This window comes from Rothia sp. 27098_8_29 (assembly GCF_041432785.1).
Lineage (GTDB): Bacteria > Actinomycetota > Actinomycetes > Actinomycetales > Micrococcaceae > Rothia > Rothia mucilaginosa.
Genome location: NZ_JAPWAI010000001.1, coordinates 159,731 through 177,426 on the forward strand (window position 1 = coordinate 159,731; position 17,696 = coordinate 177,426).

The following is a 17,696-nucleotide window of genomic DNA, read 5'->3' on the forward strand; positions in this document are numbered from 1 at the left end:
CTCTTTGAAGAGTTTGTTCTTCGTCCTGGGCGAATATGACAAGAACCGGAACATTTACACATTCTGGTACTCGGCTCAGCGGCGAGGCTACTTCATAACGGGTACACCAAAACAGGGGTTGGAGCCCTAAAAATTTAGCGGGTGCTGTTGAAGGAATAGCCCACGTTACGCACGGTCGAAATCATCTGCTCGTATTCGGTACCGAGCTTGGAACGCAGACGACGCACGTGCACGTCCACGGTGCGGGTGCCGCCGTAGTAGGAGTCGTAACCCCACACCTCGGAGAGCAGCTGGGCGCGGGAGAAGACGCGACCGGGGTGCTGAGCCATGAACTTGAGCAGTTCAAACTCTTTGAAGGTCAGATTCAGAGCGGTGCCGGAGAGGTGCGCCGAGTACGCCTGAGTGTCAATGACGAGGTTGCCCGCACGCACGATGCGCTCTTCGGAGTTCTCTTCTTCTGCGGCTGCGTCGCTCTTGATGGCGAGGCGCAGGCGCGCATCCATTTCGGAGGGGGACGCCTGGTCAGAAACAATATCGTCAACCTGCCAGGAGGCTGCAACCGCCGCCATACCGCCTTCATTCAGGAGTGCGATGAGCGGCAACTGTACGCCGGCGGCGCGCAATAGCTGGGCGCATTGGCGTGCTTTGACGAGTGCGGTGCGGGCGTCGACCATGAGCAGGTCGAATGTCTCGGTTTCGAGAGCCGTATGGGCGGTGTCGAGGGGGAAAACGTGTACCTTGTGGCTGAGTAGACTCAGCGAAGGAATCATATCCTGCGCGGCGGTATCGCTCAGAAGCGCAATACGGTACACACCCTCTCCTTTCCCGGTAAAATATTAGGCTCTTTCTAGTGTACTCGCCCGGCTGTGATGCAGCTGTGGGAGCCGGCGCAGGCGGGGCGCAAATATCGTATTCCGGACTGTTCATATAGCCTTTTCAACCGATGACTGCGGGGGTTCTGGCATGCTGGCGCGGAACCGGGGTCTTGCCCGGCGCTAGGCGCGTCTTGCACCCGGGAAGCAGCTTGGGTGTCCACTATGTTTCCGCTGTTGATTCTGCGCCCTTTCGGGGTGGGTCTGTGGTAGGTTTAAGGCATGGAAAACAATCTTATGGCTCTTGAAGCTCTCTTCATGTCGCTGATGGCTATTATCTCCGTGTGCATCGGTATCGGTGCATTCGCAGTGTTGCGTGGCCTCTTCAGCGGTCAGAAGTAGTCTTCCCCGCACAGAGCAGAAGCATCGCCCACACAGGGCTTTAGGCGGTCGTACGGTTCGTACCGCCTCGCCAATGACGGCGTGAACCCCCACCCGGTCCCCTCCGGTTGGGGGTTTTCTTTATGCTGCCTGCCGTACCGTTTACTCTGCAGACGGCGGCGCTACCCCGTGCCGTGAGCGAACGAACAGGCTACCGTTGTACGCACGGGTACTAAAATGGAAGGTATGGCTATTGAAATCCCTACCAACCTAACCCCTGAACTTGTTCCCTTCGCATGGCTGCTTGGCACCTGGGAAGGCACCGGAACCATGTGGTACGAAGGCCAGGAAAACACCCCCTTCGGCCAGATTATTACTTTTGAGCAGGATGGTCTGCCCTTCATCGAATACCGCGCTGAGTCTTTCCTGCTCGATGACGAGGGTCAGAAGCTGCGCCCCATCACCGTTGAAACCGGTTTCTGGCAGATTGACCGCCCCCTGACCGACGCTGACGGCGGCTTCGGCATTGTCCCCAAGGACGTTGTTCCCGCCTTCGCTGACGCGGCAAGCGTAGAGACTCTCCGCAATGCCGACGACGGATTCTCCCTGCTGGCGACCATTGCGCACCCCGGCGGTATTAGCGAAAACTACGTGGGCATGGTCAAGGGCCCGGTCATTCGCATGCAGACCGGCAACCTGCTACGCGATGATATTTCCCACGACTACGCCGGCTCCGTGCGCCTGTGGGGTCTGGTCAACGGCAACCTCATGTGGGACTGGGAGGTCGCAGACGCCGAGGGTAAGCTGCACAAGCACGCCTCCGCTGAACTGCGCAAGACCTCCTCGATGACCGGTGAATCCCTGGGCACTTCGATGTTCGGTTCCCTGGATGGCGAAGAGCCCACCGGCGAGCCCGGCTCCGAGCCCACCGCCTAATAACTAACTTGTGTCTGCCCCGCCGGTCGGCGGGGCAGACTCTTTGCGTGAAAGGTGCACCTTCCGTGACTGAATCTTCGCTTGAAGCGCCTCAGGCTGAGGCACCCCAGCCCGATGCCGCCCGCCCGGTGAGCCCCCTGCTGAGCCTGCACGGCGCTTTTGCCGCCTCCGGGCTGGATGCCGGCGTCGCCGCACACTACGGCAACCCCATGCTGGAGCAACGCGCCCTCAGCTTCGACCGCTCCGCCAGTGCGGACGAGCCGCTGGTGCTGGTGGACCGCTCCTCCCTGGGCGTGGTGCGCGTTGAGGGGCCGGACCGCCAGACCTGGCTGACGTCCATCGCCTCGCAGATTCTGACCGGCATGACCGCCGGGGAGAGCCGCGAGTTCCTGCTGCTTTCCCCTCAGGGCCGCGTGGAGTACGCACCCTCCGCAATTGAAGACGGCGAGGCGCTCTGGCTGATCGTTGAGGGCTACCAGGCTCAGCCGCTGACCGATTACCTAAACCGCATGAAGTTCATGATGCGCGTTGAGGTGCAGAACCTCAGTGACGAGTATGCGGTACTGGAGAGCGCCCGCAACCCGATCCTGCAGGACGGTTCGGTACATCCTGCGCTCGCTGAGGGTAAGCCGCTGGTGTGGGAGGACCCTTGGCACACTCCGGCACCGGGTAGCTACCGCTACGATGAGGCGGGCGATGCTCACCCGGGTGCGGACTACGTGCGTTTCTTGAGCATTGTGCCGCGCTCTGTTCTGCCCGCCCTAGCTGAGTCTTCGGACGCGCGTTTTGCGGGGCTGTGGGCTGCGGAGGCTCTGCGTATTGAGGCATGGCGCCCGCGCTACGGTACCGAGGCGGACGATAAGACGATCCCCCAGGAGCTGGATTACACCCGTACGGCGGTGCATTTTGATAAGGGCTGCTACAAGGGGCAGGAGACGGTGGCTCGCGTGCATAACCTGGGTCGCCCGCCGCGCCGCCTGGTGTTCTTGGATATTGACGGTTCGGAGCACACCCTGCCGGCGGCAGGTAGCGAGCTGTTTGTGGAGGGTAAGTCACGCCCGGTCGGTCGTATTACCTCGGTGGCGCTACATTATGAGGCGGGCCCGATTGCTCTGGCTGTGATTAAGCGCGGCGTTGACCCGCAGGCGCCTTTGCGTGCGGTTGATGGCGGCGATTTCCTGCCCGATGGTTCGCCGGCGCCGGCGACCGAGTACGCGGTGGCTCAGACGACGGTGGTTTCGCCGGAGTCCGGTGAGGTGGCGCGTCGTTCTTTGGCGGGTCAGGACTTCCTGAAGCGCTAGGCGCTCCCCGACCCAAAACCGCCTGAACTAGAACCCATCCCAACTAGAACCGCGGAGGCGGACACCCGTTGCGAGTGCCCGCCTCCGCGGTTCTAGTATGAGTGCTCAGCGAGCTTGCTGAGCTTGCGGGGTTTAGCGGCCGAAGAGGACGGCTGCTTCTTCCCAACGTTCCTGAGGTACGGACTTCAGGCCGTCCAGTGCCTCTTCGAGGGGTACGTACTTGATCTCGGTGCCCTGCACAGAGACCATCTTGCCCCACTGCTTCTGAGCGACCATGTCGACTGCACCCATGCCCAGGCGGGTTGCGAGCACGCGGTCGTAGCCGGTGGGCGCGCCACCGCGCTGGATGTGGCCCAGGATGGTGTTACGGGTCTCGACGCCGGTCATCTTCTCGATCTCGTGGGTGATGTACTCACCGATACCACCGAGGCGGGGACGACCGTCCTTTTCGGTACCCTTGTTTGCCATGACGTCGTCGAAGCCTTCGGGGATGAAGCCTTCAGCAACGACAACTAGGGGAGAGCGGCCGCGGTCGTGTACTTCCTTGACCCATTCAGCAACCTGCTCCATGGAGACCTTGACCTCGGGGATCAGGATTGCGTGTGCGCCTGCAGCCATGCCGGAGTGCAGTGCGATCCAACCGACGTGGCGGCCCATGACCTCGGCAACCATGCAGCGGTGGTGCGACTCACCGGTGGTGCGGATGCGGTCCATTGCCTCGGTTGCGATGGACACAGCGGTGTCGAAACCGAAGGTGTAGTCGGTTGCGCGCAGGTCGTTGTCAATGGTCTTGGGGACACCGATGACGGGCAGGCCTGCGTCTGCCAGACGCTTTGCGCCTGCGAGGGTGCCTTCACCGCCGATAGCAACGATTGCGTCGATGCCGTGGCGTTCCATCATAATTTCGATGTTTTCGGGGCCACCGTTGGGGCCGTCGAAGGGGTTGGTGCGGGAGGTACCGATGATGGTGCCGCCCTGGGCTGCCAGGCCGCGGACCTTCTGACGGGGCAGGTCCATGTAGTCGCCTTCAACGACGCCGCGCCAGCCATCACGGAAGCCGACGAACTCGTAGCCGTACTTCTTGACGCCGTTGAGGACAGCGCCGCGGATGACAGCGTTCAGGCCGGGGCAGTCGCCGCCGGAAGTAAGCAGACCGATCTTCATGGTTGGCTCCTAATGTCTGCGCGTTTTAGGTGTTGTGCGCGCGTGTATATAACTATGACCTCCACGAATTCGGCACGCGAATGTTCGCCGGTCGGGAGGTCGTTCTCTTGGTCTCTATTTTAGCGATGTTTGGGTTGTGTGGGTAGTGGTGGAAAGCCGTGGGAACGCCCGTTTCGGTGCTGAAAAGTTCAGGTTTTTAGTACCTGTATGTTTGGGTTTGAAACACAAATAGCCGCCCTTTCCCACCTATGGCACCGAAGAGGCGAATGAGGCTTCCTCACATCTGTAAAGATGCGGGAAGCCTCATTCGTTTTAAAAATATTTTTAAATATTTGTGGGATTCTCCGTTCTTAGGACAAAAAACGGTCAATAGTCCTGTGATTGATCGTTTCGCACCGGTTTATCCCACGTCTGAACCGCTTCCCACGGGGTGAGTTGCAGGTTCAGCAGGCGCGCTCAGAGGGAGACGGAACTAGTCGTGTGCCTGACCGAGGAACTTCTGCAGGCGTGCCAGACCCTCCGCCAGGTCCTCGTCGCTCAGGGCGTAGGAGAGGCGCAGGTAGCCACTGGGGCCGAATGCCTCGCCGGGAACTACGGCGACCTCAGCCTTTTCGAGGATGAGCTCAGCCAGCTCTGCGGTGGTCTGCGGGCGTACGCCCTCAATTTCCTTGCCGAGCAGTTCGCGTACGTCCGGGTAGGCGTAGAACGCACCGGTGGGTACGGGGCAGTGCACGCCTTCAATAGCGTTCAGGCCATCTACGATGGTGCGGCGGCGGCGGTCGAAGGCTGCGTGCATGATTTCCACGTCGTCCTGCGGGCCGGTCAGGGCGGCAAGGGCTGCGCGCTGTGCGATGTTGTTGACGTTGGAGGTCATGTGGGACTGCAGGTTGGAAGCTGCGGCGATGACGTCGCGCGGGCCAATCATCCAGCCCACACGCCAACCGGTCATGGCGTAGGTCTTTGCCACACCGTTGAGGATGACGCACAGGTCAGCGAGTTCGGGCACCGCCTTCAGAATGGAGACAGCCTGAACACCGTCATAGGTGAGGTGCTCGTAGATTTCGTCGGTCAGAACGAAAATACCCTTGGACAGAGCCCATTCGCCGATGGCGCGGGTTTCCTCTTCGGTGTAGACGGCACCGGTCGGGTTGGAGGGGGAGACGAAGATGAGCGCCTTGGTGGCGGGGGTGTAGGCTGCTTCGAGCTGCTCGACGGTGACCTTGTAGTGCTGGTCGCTACCGGCGAACACCTCGATGGGGTTGCCGCCGGCCAGGCGGATGCACTCGGGGTAGGTGGTCCAGTAGGGTGCGGGCAACAGGACGTCGTCGCCTTCGCCAATGACGGTTGCGAATGCCTGATAGACCGCCTGCTTGCCGCCGTTGGTGACGACAACCTGGGAGGGGTCAATCTCTACGCCGGAGTCGCGCAGGGTCTTTTCCGCGATTGCCTTCTTCAGTTCGGGAAGACCGGAGGCGGGGGAGTAGCGGAAGTTCTTGGGGTCGTTGAGCGCTTCGCGTGCGGCGTCCACAATGTGCGCGGGGGTGGGGAAGTCCGGTTCGCCTGCGCCGAAACCGATGACGGGGCGTCCCTGAGCCTTGAGTGCTTTTGCCTTTGCGTCGACGGCAAGGGTTGCGGAGGGTGCGATGGCACCGATGCGGCTTGAAATACGCGCCATGGGGCTCTCTTCTCTTTCTTCTTGTGCGCTGCCGGCCTGAAGTCGACAAGGAAATAGGTGATGGGAATGCGCGTGTGGGACCAATCCGCGCGTGATGGGCGCGGGTGTGTGCGGCGTTCCTTGTAATAGGATACGGTCCACTAGTAGCGATACGGAACCCTTCGTCAAGGTATCTCAAGAGGTTTTTCGAAAAATATTACATTTTGAAGTTGCATCGGCCCCGAAAGATGGTTTACAGTTAGTTCTGCACCCGCAAGGGTGTAATTGTTTGCCCCTCTAAAGCCCACGGCTTGCGAGGCAATAGAGGAGTAGACAAGTGAGAAGCAACTCTCACACCTGAAGTTAACGCTTCAAAGGGTGGTGGCTCAATTGGTAGAGCAGCGGTCTCCAAAACCGCAGGTTGCAGGTTCGAGTCCTGTCCGCCCTGCTTTTATTGCCTCAATAAATAATTTGTACGCCCGCACCCCGGGCGTACTTTTTTAGACTCAGAAAGGGGCAGAAGAAATGGCATCGTCTGCTACCGCCGAGAAGGCTGTCCAGCCCGGCGCATCGTCGAAGAGCGATAAGAAGCTCGGTTTCTTCGGCCGTATTTTTGCATTCCTCCGTGAAGTTTTTGCGGAGTTGAAGAAGGTTACTACTCCCACCGGACGTGAACTGGTTGGTTACTTCTTCGGAGTTCTGTTCTTCGTCGTGGTGATGCTCCTTCTTATTTCTGGTCTGGATTATCTTTTCGGCCAGGGAGCATTCTGGATTTTCGGTAACGGAACCATTCAGCGTAACTAGTACAGGCTGCATCCTTATCTGGGGTGCCCCATCAGTGATTTCCCTCAGCGCATTGGCGAGTGGAAGTCCCCTCTAGATGATTAACGATAGAAAGTAGGAGCGACGTGTCCGAGCAGGAACTGGTATCCGAGATTGAAGAGGTCGAGGTAGCCGCTGCTGAGGCTACTGAGGAGTCTGCAGCTATTGAGCAGCAGGCTGAGGAAGCTACCGAGGCTGTCGAGGTGGCTGAAGCAGCTGCTGAGGCGGCTGAGGAAGTCGACGCTCTGGAAGAATTCAAGTCCAAGCTGCGCCGTCAGATGGGCGACTGGTATGTGGTTCACACCTACTCCGGCTACGAGAACAAGGTGAAGACCGGTATCGAGACCCGTATCCAGAACCTGGAAGCTGAAGATGAGATCTTCGAGGTTCAGGTTCCCATGGAGACCGTGGTTGAGTTCAAGAACACCGTGAAGAAGACCATCCGCCGCGTGCGCGTTCCCGGTTACGTTCTGGTTCGCATGGAACTGACCGACCACTCGTGGGGTGTTGTCCGCCACACCCCCGGTGTGACTGGCTTCGTGGGTCAGGATGCGTACAACCCGGTCCCGCTACGTATGGACGAGGTCTTTGACATGCTCCTGCCGGTCTTCGAAGAGCAGCAGCAGAGCCAGGGCCTGCCTGTTTCCAAGCCCGTTATCGAGTCCGACTACACTGTGGGCGAGAACGTCCGCGTGAAGTCCGGTGCTTTCGAGGGCATGGACGCTACCGTTTCGGAGATCAAGGGCGAGTCCCAGCAGATTGTCGTGATGATTTCCGTCTTCGGCCGCGATACCCCGGTGACCTTGAGCTTCACCGAGATCGAAAAGATTTAACGTTTTTAGCGTGTGAATATGAGCCTCGCACTTCGGTGTGGGGCTCATATTTTGTGGTGGTTGCATAACCGGCGGCGGCTGTATGGACAAGGTTTAATCTTTCTGCTAGCTGGCGCTGGATTAAGTCGCTGATTAACGCTAGAATGTTGGTTTGTGTATGCGCATGTCACGCTTTCATGTGGATGCACAGGTGACCGCGCCACGGTCACCATCTTGCCGGCGTACGCTCCTGTGCGTCGGTTCCCAGCTAAGAAAAGGACCCTACATTGGCTCCCAAGAAGAAGGTCACTGGCCTCATTAAGCTGCAGATCCAGGCAGGCGCCGCTAACCCGGCTCCCCCCGTCGGCCCCGCACTGGGCTCGCACGGTGTGAACATCATGGAGTTCTGCAAGGCATACAACGCTGCAACCGAGTCGCAGCGCGGTAACATCATCCCCGTTGAGATTACCGTCTACGAGGATCGCTCCTTCACCTTCATCACCAAGACCCCTCCGGCTTCCCAGCTGATCAAGAAGGCTGCTGGCGTTGCTAAGGGCTCCGCTGTTCCTCACACCACCAAGGTTGGTTCGCTGACCGAGGCTCAGGTGCGCGAGATCGCTGAGACCAAGATGCCCGACCTGAACGCAAACGACCTGGATGCTGCTTCCAAGATCATCGCAGGTACCGCTCGTTCCATGGGTATCACCGTCGAGTAATTTCGGTTCGCCGAATAGCCGAGTAATCGGCACCGTAGATTTTTCTACACAGAACTTGTAAATGCCCGTCGTATGGACGGGATGTGGCAGAGCCGAGCGCGGCTCACGAGACCACAACTGCATAAGGAGAAAAGCAGATGGCAAAGCGCAGCAAGGCGTACAAGGCAGCTGTAGCCAAGATTGAAGAGGGTAAGCTCTACACCCCCGCTGAGGCAGTTGCCCTGGCGAAGGAAACCTCTTCCACCAAGACCGACGCAACCGTTGAGGTTGCAATGCGTCTGTCCGTTGACCCCCGTAAGGCAGACCAGATGGTTCGCGGTACCGTGAACCTGCCCCACGGCACCGGTAAGACCGCTCGCGTGGTCGTTATCGCAGCAGGCCCCAAGGCTGCTGAGGCTGAGGCAGCTGGCGCTGACTACGTTGGTTCCGACGAGCTGATCGCAAAGATCGCTGGCGGCTGGACCGACTTCGATGCAGCGGTTGCAACCCCCGACATGATGGGCAAGGTCGGCCGCCTGGGTAAGATCCTGGGTCCCCGTAACCTGATGCCGAACCCCAAGACCGGTACCGTGACCATGGATGTTGCAAAGGCTGTTGCAGACATCAAGGGCGGTAAGATCGACTTCCGCGTTGACCGTAACTCCAACCTGCACTTCATCATCGGTAAGGCTTCCTTCACCGCTGAGCAGCTCGAGGAGAACTTCCAGGCAGCTCTGGAAGAGGTTAACCGTCTGAAGCCCTCTTCGGCTAAGGGTCGTTACATCTCCAAGGCAACCGTTGCTACCACCTTCGGCCCCGGCATCCCCGTTGATCCGGCTGCCGTTGCTGCCTAAGGTATGCACCTGTAGCTTCTAGCATGAGCTAGTAGTCGCCCCCGACGTTTAGGCGTCGGGGGCGATTTTTTTTGTGCATGATTTTGTCTGTGCGAAGATTCAAAACACAGCGTGAAGATTCAAGACATTGCGTGACCGGAATCGGTTAAAGTACGTCACGGACTTCCAGCTTGTATAGGCTTAAAAACATAGAATGATTTTCTGGTCCCTGGTTCCTATGGCGTTGCCCATGCTCCGGTACCGTCGAAACACATATTGGGGCTGCGTGCCCACAGTCTGCCCTACAACCATGAGAGGTAAAACCTAATGCCTTCTTCCCTTCAGAGCGAGCAGAGCGCCCGCCGCGGCCTCAGCGTGCCGGTCAATTATTTTGCGGTGGCGCTGGGTACCGGTGCGTTGGGTGCTGCCTGGCGTACCGGAGCCTCGAAAGGTATGGCTCCTGGATGGGTGGGGGAGAGCATCCTGGCTTTTAACGCTGTGGTGTGGCTGCTCCTGATGGGTTTTCTGGTTCACTCGGTGGTGAAGTATCGTGCGTGGGTGTGCAGTTTTTGGGAGCATCCGGCGCGTACCTGCTTCTTTTCGCTGATTCCGGCAACGACGGCGCAGGTGGGTGCGGCTCTCTACCTCTATGCGGAGACTCCGGCTCTCGCTTTGGTGGTACTGGGAGGCGTGGGCCAGCTGTACTTTGCCTCTCACCGCATTGCGGGTACGTGGCGTGGTGGGTATGTGCCTGAGGCTGCTTCGCCGGTGCTGTATCTGCCGACTGTGGCGACAAATTTTGCGACCGCTACGGCGATGGGTTTTGTGGGGTGGCGCGATATGGCGATGCTCTTCTTCGGTGCGGGTCTGATTTCGTGGTTCAGTATCGAGGCCGCGATTCTGAGCCGCCTGCGCACCCTGGCCCCGCTACCTCAGGGGGAGCGCGGCATTATTGGTATTCAGATGGCGCCGCCTTTTGTGGGTGGTAACGCGTACCTGGCGGCTAATGGCGGCACGGTGGACTGGTTCTTTTTGGTGCTGACCGGTTATGGCATTCTGCAGCTGTTCTTCTTGATGCGTTTGCTCCCGTGGACTCTTGAGGGTGGTTTCTCGATGAGCATGTGGGGTTTCTCGTTCGGTATGGCTTCCATGGCGGCGAGCGGTATTCGCTTGACGGCTGCTGGCTCGCTGGGGTTGGTGGGTCCTGCGCTAACGGTGGCGGGTACTGCTTTCCTCATCTTCCTGTGGGTGGGTACGCTGCATCTGGCGTTGAAGGGGCGTTTGCTGGTACGACCGAGCTAGGGCGCTCAATGAGATTCTGGCGCGAGGCTCACGCGCTGTTTTATGACGGTGCTTATCTTCTGCACCCGTGCCGGGCACAAGTTTCAGCGATAATGGGGGAATGACTTCTGCATCCTACTCTTCTGCCGCGGCGGAGCCTTTTGAAGGCCTGCGTATTCGAGGTGTCGCTAAGACCTTTGGTGCCGATACGACGGTTCTGAATGAGATTGACCTGGATGTGCACCCCGGCGAGTTGATTTCTCTGGTTGGTTCTTCGGGTACGGGTAAGTCGACCCTGCTGCGTATTATTGCCGGCCTGGAGGAGCCGAGCGCCGGTCGGGTGACCTACGCCGGTCAGCCTCTGGAACGCGGCTCGGTGGGTGTGGTTTTTCAGCGCCCTATTCTGTACCCGCACCTGAGCGTGAAGGACAATATTCTGTTTCCGACCCGGCTGGGTGCGTTCGCCGGTCAGGTTGATATGGACTACTACCATGAGCTGCTGGAGGCTTTGAAGCTTGAGGGGCTGGAGTCCCGTAAGCCTTCGCAACTGTCGGGTGGTCAGGCTCAGCGTGTGGGTATTGCGCGTGCTTTGATTCGTCGTGCTCCGGTGGTTCTTTTTGATGAGCCGCTGGCGAGTGTGGATGAGCAGATGAGTGCGAGTATCCGTGCCGATATTGTGCGCCTGCATGAGCGTTACGGTTTTACGGGCCTGTACGTGACCCATGATCAGAATGAGGCGCTCATGCTGGGGCAACGGGTGGCGGTCATGGATGCTGGCTACCTGGTGCAGGTAGACACTCCGGAGCGGCTGCTGGCGCATCCGCATACTCTGCAGGTGGCGAAGCTTTTGGCGGCGCCCGCGCTGAACCTTTTGGCCCTTGAGGATTCGGAGTCGCTTCCTGTTGGGTGCGAGTTGGCGATTCGTGCGACCGCTCTGTGCCCTGTGGCGGCAGACGCTGCTCATGCTCTGCCGGTGCAGGTGCTCGGCAGCCGCCATCTGGTGGGTGGCATGCTGTACCGTGCGCGTCTGGTGGAAGCTGTGTCCCTGCCTCTGGAATCTCGGCAGGCTTCGGCGGATTCTGAGCTGAGTGCCCGAATGTGTGCCCGAGTGCGTGCCGGTCAGGAGCTTGAGTTCTTTATCTCGGATGCGCAGGGCGGCTCCTCCCTAAGTGTTGGGGAGCGGGTGCACCTGGGGGTGGCGGCGGAGCGCTGCTTCTTGTTCTCGGGCGGAAAGCGCTTTTACCTCTAGAACACGGTTTCTGGGCCTTTCAACCGGGCCTTTTAGGCGGGAGAAAGAGCGGTTAATTGGCTTAAAAGGGGTCTTTAAGTGATTAATCCCGCTTAACCACGTTTTTAACTTGCGGCTCGGGCTTTAACCTGAGATGATGAATGAACCAAAGACCGCCGGTCTAGAACTATGTCCTTTATCGCCACCTCGATGGAGACGAAGAACAGAGTTCTGATAAGAGCAGATTTCACTAGAAATCGCCGCCCGCGTAGGTAACTCGAAGTGAATAGCCGTCGCCCTCATGCAGGGTTCCGTCTATCGTGCCTCGTACGCCTACGCGTCGGGGCATTTTTTATTGCTTGCAATAAATGCTTCGAGGCTCTACCGGCGACCTTACAAGAATCGGAAGAAGGAACTACCATGGCGACTCAGGAAAAGATCGCTGCAGTATCCGAGCTGAAGGAACTCTTCGAAGCTTCGAACGCAGTCATCCTGACCGAATACCGCGGTCTCACTGTTGCACAGCTCAAGGAGCTGCGCCGCGCACTCGGTGCAGAGACCGAATACGCCGTGGTGAAGAACACGCTGGCTGCTATCGCAGCTAAGGAAGCTGGCATCGACGCATTCGAAGGCCACCTCCAGGGTCCCTCCGCACTGGCATTCATCAAGGGCGACCTGATTGATGCTGCTAAGGGCCTGCGTGACTTTGCCAAGGCTAACCCCCAGCTGATTGTGAAGAACGGTTACTACGAAGGTGCCGCTCTGACCGAGGACGACGTCAAGCGCTACGCTGACCTGGAATCCCGCGAGGTTCTGCTGTCCAAGGTTGCAGGTGGTGCAAAGGCTACCATCGCACGCATCGCACAGGTTGTGGACGCACTGCGCGTCAAGCTGGAGGAGCAGGAAGGCGCAGCTCCCGCTGCTGCCGAGGAGGCTTCGGAAGAGGCATAAGCCCCTTTCGTGCTACTGCACCAGCGCTGAGATACTCAGCAGCGTGAACGCGAATAGCGTGTAACGCACCCTAAATTTGACCGACCCTCTCGGGTAGGTACTGAAGATTTACACCGCGGGCGTCAGCCCGCACCAGATAGTGAAGGAGCCAAACAATGGCTAAGCTGTCCATCGAAGAACTCATTGCAGCATTCAAGGAACTGTCCCTCGTTGAGGTTTCCGAGTTCGTCAAGGCATTCGAGGAAGAGTTCGACGTCACCGCAGCTGCTCCCGTTGCAGTTGTAGCAGGCGGCGCAGCAGGCGAGGCTGCTGAAGAGAAGTCCGAGTTCGACGTTATCCTGGAGTCCGCTGGCGACAAGAAGATCGCAGTGATCAAGGAAGTTCGTGCCCTGACCTCCCTCGGCCTGAAGGAAGCAAAGGACCTGGTTGACAGCGCTCCCAAGGCTCTGCTCGAGGGCGTTTCCAAGGAAGACGCTGAGAAGGCTAAGGAGCAGCTCGAGGCTGCTGGCGCAACCATCACCCTCAAGTAATCGACTTCTTCTCGATTCTTACGCGGGCGGTGCATCCATCGGATGTGCCGCCTCGCGGCATTTAACAGCCCCGAACCCGCCCGGTATGAAGACTGGGGAGGTTCGGGGCTTTGCCGTGTCCGCTCTTTTCTCCTGTAGCAAACGGGGTATGCGCTACATATTCGGCAGGTGGCGGTATAAGCCGCTGTGACCACCCTGTGCCCCGGGTGAGAGAGGCTGAGAGCACTGTGGTGCCTCTCTCCTAGAGCCCGGCAACGGGGCAGAGGTGCCGTATGATGGGATGAGACAACCCAGACATTCCTTTGCACGAAAGCGGATAGACATGAGCGAGCAGAAGAAAAAGAAGAAGAGCGCAACCGAGCGACCCGCCCGCGACTTGGCGGCTGAAGCACAGCAGGTCCTGGACGCTTTCGGTGCCGGTGTTCGTGAAGACCGCGATTACCCGGCTCTACACCTGGCGCCTCCCGTGGGCCGTCTGAATGACCCGAACGGCCTGGTCTTCGATGGTAAGCGTTATCACGCCTTCTACCAGTACTCGCCCCTGCACCCGGAGCGTATGGTCTACTGGCGCCATGCGGTCAGTGAGGACCTGACCCACTGGACCGATGAGGGTACCGCGCTGGTTCCCGATAGCCGCTACGACTCGCACGGCTGCTACTCCGGCTCCGGTATTAAGGTTCCCGGCGGTTTTGAGTTCTTCTACACCGGTAACGTGAAGGACGAAAAGGGCAACCGCGAAACCTACCAGATTCTCGCAACCGCTGGTGAGGACGCGAAGCCGACCCGTCAGCTGCCCCCGCTGATTTCCGGCCCCGCAAAGGGCTACACTGCACACTACCGCGATCCGCACGTTTTTGAGCGTAACGGCGAATGGTGGATGGTCATTGGTGCTCAGCGTGAGGACCTGACCGGCGCTGTGGTCGTGTACACCTCCAAGGATCGCCGCGAGTGGACTTTCCGCGGCGAGCTGGGCATCAAGGACAAGACCCTCAAGGGCACCTACATGTATGAGTGCCCCTCCCTGCTGAGCATGCGCGATGAGCTGACCGGCGAAATCCGCGACGTGCTGATTTTCAGCCCGCAGGGCATGGAGCCCCTCGGCGAGAAGTACAACAACATTTTCCAGAGCGGCTACATTGTCGGTTCGCTGGATAACGAGACCCTCAAGTTCACCGTGGAGACCCCCTTCACCGAGCTGGATGCAGGTTTCGAGTTCTACGCTCCGCAGACCATCTCCGGTACCGGCCTGACTGCTGACCCGAAGGCACCGCACACCGTGAGCGGCGATGCCCCGGTGATGATTGCGTGGCTGGGTAACGCAGCCCAGGACGACCTGCCCTCGTGGAGTCACCGCTGGGTGCACATGTTCACCTACCCGCGTGAGCTGCACCTGCGTAACGGCAAGATTTTCCAGCGTCCGGTTCCGCAGCTGAATGACGCGATGGAGATGAAGCCTCTGTACCGTGAGGAGGAGAAGGGCAAGCTCGTAGAGCTGAAGAACGCCCTGACCTTCCGTCTGCGCGGCCGCGTGAACGTCTCTGATGAGAGCGTGAAGCTGAAGATTAAGGACACTCACGGCGTGGCTCTGAGCATTGTGCTGGATAAGGACTTTGTGCAGATGGACCGTGGCGGTACCCGCTACACCGAGGGTGGTAGCCTGCGCCGCCGTACCCTGAAGCGTTCGAAGATTCGCGAGTTTGATCTGCTGGTGGATGGCTCGGCTACCGAACTGTACGTGGGCGGCAAGTTGGTCGCGTCCATGGGTGCTGAGGTCATGACCGCTCGTACCTTCTTCAAGGGCGATAAGCGCCGTGTCCGCCTGACCGGTGGCGAGGTGCTGTCCCTGGAGTACGGCCGTCTCTAAGCCGTTTTCTAAGCGTTAGGAGCCGCCTGCACGGGTGGTTTCTGGTAATTTCTGAATATGTCTGAGGGCTCACTTTCCGTATGGAGGGTGGGCCCTCGCTTTTAAGAACTTTCCCGTGATACCATGTTTTACATCCGATATGTCAAACGTATGACATATGCATGACATGCACACACAGACATATCTCACCTCATTCACAAAGCATCATACGGTGGTGCTCCAAACAAAGGAGAGCGAGCGTGGACCACAAGTCAGTGGCACAGCGCGTGCTGAAGGACGTCGGTGGCGCCGGCAACATCGTTGCAGCCGCACACTGCGCAACCCGCCTTCGCCTCGTCCTGAAGAACCAGGACAAGGTCGACCAGGCGGCAATCGACAACGACGAAGACCTCAAGGGCAGCTTCCTCAACGCTGGCCAGTTCCAGATCATCGTCGGCCCCGGCGACGTCAACGAGGTGCATAAGCACCTCATCGCTGCTGGCGCACCCGAGGCATCCAAGGACGAACTCAAGGAAATTGCCTCCAAGCAGGGCAACATTGTCTCCCGCTTCATCAAGACCATTGCTGACATCTTCGTGCCGCTCATCCCGGTGCTGGTCGGTGGCGGTATGCTGATGGCGCTCAATAGCCTCCTGACCTCTAAGGGTATTTTTGGCCCCCAGGCAGTTATTGAACTTTTCCCTGAGTGGGCTGACTTCGCGGATATCGTCAACCTGCTCTCCGCAGCTCCCTTCGCCTTCCTGCCCGTGCTGGTCGGCTTCTCCGCCACCAAGGTCTTCGGCGGTAACCCCTACCTGGGTATGACCATGGGTGCCGCAATGGTATCCCCGGCCCTGATGAATGGCTACAACGTCGCAGCATCCCTGGCAGGTGCTGAAGGCACCGACCCGATGAAGTACTGGAACCTCTTCGGTCTGCAGGTTCAGCAGGCGGGCTACCAGGGTACCGTGCTGCCCATCATGCTGGTCGCATTTATCCTGTCCCACGTCGAGAAGTTCTTCCACAAGGTCCTCAAGGGAACCATCGACTTCATCTTCACCCCGACCCTCACCATCCTGATCACCGGCTTCCTGACCTTCCTGTTGGTCGGACCCCCGATGTTCCAGCTGGGCACCTGGCTGGGTGAAAGCATCAACTGGCTCTACACCGTTGCCGGCCCGCTCGGCGGTCTGCTCTTCGGTACCTTCTACGCATTCATCGTGATGACCGGTATGCACCAGGCATTCCCGCCCATCGAGATGAGCCTGTGGGCTACCGGTGGTTCCTTCATCTTCGTCGTTGCCTCCATGTCTAACGTGGCTCAGGGCGGTGCCGCAGCCGGTGTCGCGCTGACCACCAAGAACAAGAAGATTAAGGGTATTGCTTCTGCAGCCGCACCCTCCGCGTTCCTGGGCATTACCGAGCCCGCAATGTTCGGTGTCAACCTGGCTCTGCGCTGGCCCTTCTACATTGCAATCGTTTCCGCGGGTATTGGTTCGATGGTTACCTCTATTCTTGGAATTAAGGCGGGTAAGCTGGGCGCTGCTGGTTACCTTGGCTTCCCCTCGATTGAAGCAACCGTTGGTGCAGGTATCCCGGGCTTCTTGGGCTGCCTCGTCCTGACCACCGTCATCGCCTTCGTTGCCTCCTTCATCTGGGGTAAGAAGGTCGAGGCAGGCAACACTGAGGAAGCTGAGGCACCCGCTGCTGCAACTCCCGTAGCAGCTGCCGCAGCCCCCTCTACTGCCGTAGCAGCTGAGGTTGGCGAGAGCGTCGAAATCGGCTCCCACATGGTCGGTTCCGTGGTTCTGCTGGCTGACGTCAAGGACCCCACCTTCTCCTCCGGCGCACTGGGTGCAGGCACTGCTGTGGAGCCCACCGAAGGTAAGCTCTACGCACCGGCTGACGGCAAGATTACCGTCGCATTCCCCACCGGCCACGCCTACGGTCTGCGAACCGAGGACGGTCTGGATTTGCTGATGCACATCGGCATGGACACTGTTGAGCTCGACGGCAAGCACTTCGAGCCCAAGGTTGCTAAGGGTGACACCGTCAAGCGCGGCGACGTGATCGCTGAGTTCGATATTCCCGCGATTAAGGCTGCTGGCTATCCGCTGGCAACCCCCATGGTGATCACCAACTCCAAGAAGGCAGCTGCTTCGGTTGAAGATGTCCAGGCTTCGGGCGCTTCTGTGACCAACGCGGATTCGCTCCTGAAGGTTGCACTGAAGGCAAAGGCTAACGCATAGTCTGCGCTCTTAATGAGTAGATAACCTCAACGTGATGTGCACCCCGTACCGCTCTCCCTAGAGCTGGTGCGGGGTGTTCAATTTTTCCTGCAAGAGCGTGCAAAAAGTATGTGAATAAATATTCGCTAAAATTATGCATATTGGTGCAATATAAGCTGGCACACATTGGTGCATGGCCATGAAAAATGTCTTGATAAGGAACAA

The 17,696-nt window shown here is 58.9% G+C and carries 15 protein-coding genes and 1 tRNA gene; 13 read left to right on the plus strand and 3 right to left on the minus strand.

What is annotated here, in order from left to right:
- Positions 1-134: 134 nt before the first annotated feature.
- Complete coding sequence (locus O3649_RS00655) at positions 135-812, minus strand: response regulator transcription factor (protein WP_083311365.1); 678 nt, start codon at positions 810-812, stop codon at positions 135-137.
- 627 nt (positions 813-1,439) lie between these two features.
- On the opposite strand from O3649_RS00655, the gene O3649_RS00660 reads away from it, so the two are divergent.
- Both O3649_RS00660 and O3649_RS00665 read left to right on the plus strand, forming a co-directional pair.
- The gene (locus O3649_RS00660) at positions 1,440-2,129 is read left to right on the plus strand and encodes an FABP family protein (RefSeq protein WP_070687267.1); all 690 of its coding nucleotides are present in this window, start codon (positions 1,440-1,442) and stop codon (positions 2,127-2,129) included.
- Positions 2,130-2,194: 65 nt separating this feature from the next.
- The gene (locus tag O3649_RS00665) at positions 2,195-3,430 is read left to right on the plus strand and encodes a folate-binding protein YgfZ (protein WP_070687268.1); all 1,236 of its coding nucleotides are present in this window, start codon (positions 2,195-2,197) and stop codon (positions 3,428-3,430) included.
- Positions 3,431-3,562: 132 nt separating this feature from the next.
- Here the strand turns inward: O3649_RS00665 and O3649_RS00670 are convergent, their stop codons facing one another.
- Together O3649_RS00670 and O3649_RS00675 are read right to left on the minus strand one after the other, a co-directional pair.
- Entirely contained in the window at positions 3,563-4,594 is a 1,032-nt protein-coding gene (locus tag O3649_RS00670; RefSeq protein WP_005504866.1) for a 6-phosphofructokinase, read from the minus strand.
- A gap of 472 nt (positions 4,595-5,066) precedes the next feature.
- Positions 5,067-6,269 (minus strand): pyridoxal phosphate-dependent aminotransferase, encoded by a 1,203-nt coding sequence (locus O3649_RS00675; protein WP_070687269.1) that lies wholly within the window; start codon positions 6,267-6,269, stop codon positions 5,067-5,069.
- A 354-nt stretch (positions 6,270-6,623) separates the two neighbouring features.
- Here O3649_RS00675 and O3649_RS00680 point away from each other — a divergent pair.
- The 11 genes from O3649_RS00680 to O3649_RS00730 all read left to right on the plus strand — a co-directional run bounded on the left by O3649_RS00680 (position 6,624) and on the right by O3649_RS00730 (position 17,492).
- Positions 6,624-6,696, plus strand: a tRNA-Trp gene (locus tag O3649_RS00680).
- A gap of 77 nt (positions 6,697-6,773) precedes the next feature.
- A complete protein-coding gene (secE, locus tag O3649_RS00685) occupies positions 6,774-7,052 on the plus strand; it encodes a preprotein translocase subunit SecE (protein ID WP_005504868.1) in 279 nt (92 codons plus the stop codon).
- 104 nt (positions 7,053-7,156) lie between these two features.
- The gene (gene nusG / locus O3649_RS00690; protein ID WP_049338063.1) at positions 7,157-7,903 is read left to right on the plus strand and encodes a transcription termination/antitermination protein NusG; all 747 of its coding nucleotides are present in this window, start codon (positions 7,157-7,159) and stop codon (positions 7,901-7,903) included.
- A 266-nt stretch (positions 7,904-8,169) separates the two neighbouring features.
- Positions 8,170-8,598, plus strand: a complete 429-nt coding sequence (gene rplK / locus O3649_RS00695; RefSeq protein ID WP_005504870.1) for a 50S ribosomal protein L11 — start codon at positions 8,170-8,172, stop codon at positions 8,596-8,598.
- Between the two features lie 137 nt (positions 8,599-8,735).
- Positions 8,736-9,431, plus strand: a complete 696-nt coding sequence (rplA, locus tag O3649_RS00700) for a 50S ribosomal protein L1 (protein ID WP_005504876.1) — start codon at positions 8,736-8,738, stop codon at positions 9,429-9,431.
- Between the two features lie 306 nt (positions 9,432-9,737).
- Positions 9,738-10,712: a TDT family transporter gene (locus tag O3649_RS00705; protein WP_303949366.1), complete on the plus strand. Its 975-nt coding sequence runs from the start codon at positions 9,738-9,740 to the stop codon at positions 10,710-10,712.
- A 100-nt stretch (positions 10,713-10,812) separates the two neighbouring features.
- Positions 10,813-11,940 (plus strand): ABC transporter ATP-binding protein, encoded by a 1,128-nt coding sequence (locus O3649_RS00710; protein ID WP_314075198.1) that lies wholly within the window; start codon positions 10,813-10,815, stop codon positions 11,938-11,940.
- Positions 11,941-12,339: 399 nt separating this feature from the next.
- Positions 12,340-12,870 (plus strand): 50S ribosomal protein L10, encoded by a 531-nt coding sequence (rplJ, locus tag O3649_RS00715; protein ID WP_005504882.1) that lies wholly within the window; start codon positions 12,340-12,342, stop codon positions 12,868-12,870.
- 155 nt (positions 12,871-13,025) lie between these two features.
- Positions 13,026-13,400 (plus strand): 50S ribosomal protein L7/L12, encoded by a 375-nt coding sequence (rplL, locus tag O3649_RS00720; RefSeq protein ID WP_005504884.1) that lies wholly within the window; start codon positions 13,026-13,028, stop codon positions 13,398-13,400.
- Between the two features lie 322 nt (positions 13,401-13,722).
- Entirely contained in the window at positions 13,723-15,264 is a 1,542-nt protein-coding gene (locus O3649_RS00725) for a glycoside hydrolase family 32 protein (protein WP_371572320.1), read from the plus strand.
- Positions 15,265-15,503: 239 nt separating this feature from the next.
- Complete coding sequence (locus O3649_RS00730) at positions 15,504-17,492, plus strand: PTS beta-glucoside transporter subunit IIBCA (protein WP_102033456.1); 1,989 nt, start codon at positions 15,504-15,506, stop codon at positions 17,490-17,492.
- Positions 17,493-17,696: the final 204 nt, after the last annotated feature.